Genomic DNA, 1628 nt, shown 5'->3' with positions numbered 1-1628 from the left:
TGATGCATCGTTTAAGGAGGTGATCCAGCCGCAGGTTCCCCTACGGCTACCTTGTTACGACTTCACCCCAGTCATGAACCACACCGTGGTGATCGCCCTCCAAAGTTAGGCTAACCACTTCTGGTGCAGTCCACTCCCATGGTGTGACGGGCGGTGTGTACAAGGCCCGGGAACGTATTCACCGTGCCATTCTGATGCACGATTACTAGCGATTCCGACTTCACGGAGTCGAGTTGCAGACTCCGATCCGGACTGAGACCGGCTTTAAGGGATTCGCTGACTCTCGCGAGCTCGCAGCCCTTTGTACCGGCCATTGTAGCACGTGTGTAGCCCTACCCGTAAGGGCCATGATGACTTGACGTCGTCCCCACCTTCCTCCGGTTTGTCACCGGCAGTCTCCCTAGAGTTCCCGACCGAATCGCTGGCAAATAGGGACAAGGGTTGCGCTCGTTACGGGACTTAACCCAACATTTCACAACACGAGCTGACGACAGCCATGCAGCACCTGTCTCTGCGCTCCCGAAGGCACCAAGTGATCTCTCACAAGTTCGCAGGATGTCAAGGGTAGGTAAGGTTCTTCGCGTTGCATCGAATTAAACCACATGCTCCACCGCTTGTGCGGGCCCCCGTCAATTCATTTGAGTTTTAACCTTGCGGCCGTACTCCCCAGGCGGTCGACTTATCGCGTTAACTTCGCCACAAAGTGCGCTAGGCACCCAACGGCTGGTCGACATCGTTTACGGCGTGGACTACCAGGGTATCTAATCCTGTTTGCTACCCACGCTTTCGCACCTCAGTGTCAGTGTCAGTCCAGAAGGCCGCCTTCGCCACTGGTATTCCTCCCGATCTCTACGCATTTCACCGCTACACCGGGAATTCTACCTTCCTCTCCTGCACTCTAGCCTAATAGTTCCGGATGCCGTTCCCAGGTTGAGCCCGGGGCTTTCACAACCGGCTTATCAAGCCACCTACGCGCGCTTTACGCCCAGTAATTCCGATTAACGCTTGCACCCTCCGTATTACCGCGGCTGCTGGCACGGAGTTAGCCGGTGCTTCTTCTGCGAGTGATGTCTTTCCTGCCGGGTATTAACCGACAGGCGTTCTTCCTCGCTGAAAGTGCTTTACAACCCGAGGGCCTTCTTCACACACGCGGCATGGCTGGATCAGGGTTGCCCCCATTGTCCAATATTCCCCACTGCTGCCTCCCGTAGGAGTTCGGGCCGTGTCTCAGTCCCGATGTGGCTGATCATCCTCTCAGACCAGCTACGGATCGTCGCCTTGGTGAGCCATTACCTCACCAACCAGCTAATCCGGCATAGGCTCATCCAATAGCGGGAGCCAAAGCCCCCTTTCTCCCGTAGGACGTATGCGGTATTAGCCTGGGTTTCCCCAGGTTATCCCCCACTACCGGGTAGATTCCTATGCGTTACTCACCCGTCCGCCGCTCGTCAGCATCCAGCAAGCTGGACCTGTTACCGCTCGACTTGCATGTGTTAGGCCTGCCGCCAGCGTTCAATCTGAGCCATGATCAAACTCTTCAGTTTACAATCATTGTGATCCTTACTTGTCACTCGAAAGTAACAAAAGCGGATCAAACTTGGCTCAAGGTTTTCAAACGTTCTCTCAAG

Annotated in this window: 1 rRNA gene; it reads right to left on the bottom strand. The window is 55.3% G+C overall.

Annotated features, from left to right (window positions below):
* Positions 1-12: 12 nt before the first annotated feature.
* A 16S ribosomal RNA gene (locus tag R3F64_RS19320) occupies positions 13-1544 on the bottom strand.
* Positions 1545-1628: the final 84 nt, after the last annotated feature.

The sequence above is a fragment of the Halomonas sp. 5021 genome (assembly GCF_036663435.1).
Taxonomy (GTDB): Bacteria; Pseudomonadota; Gammaproteobacteria; order Pseudomonadales; family Halomonadaceae; genus Vreelandella; species Vreelandella janggokensis.
The sequence above is the reverse complement of the archived record's forward strand: the minus strand, read 5'-3'. Positions and strand labels throughout refer to the sequence as shown.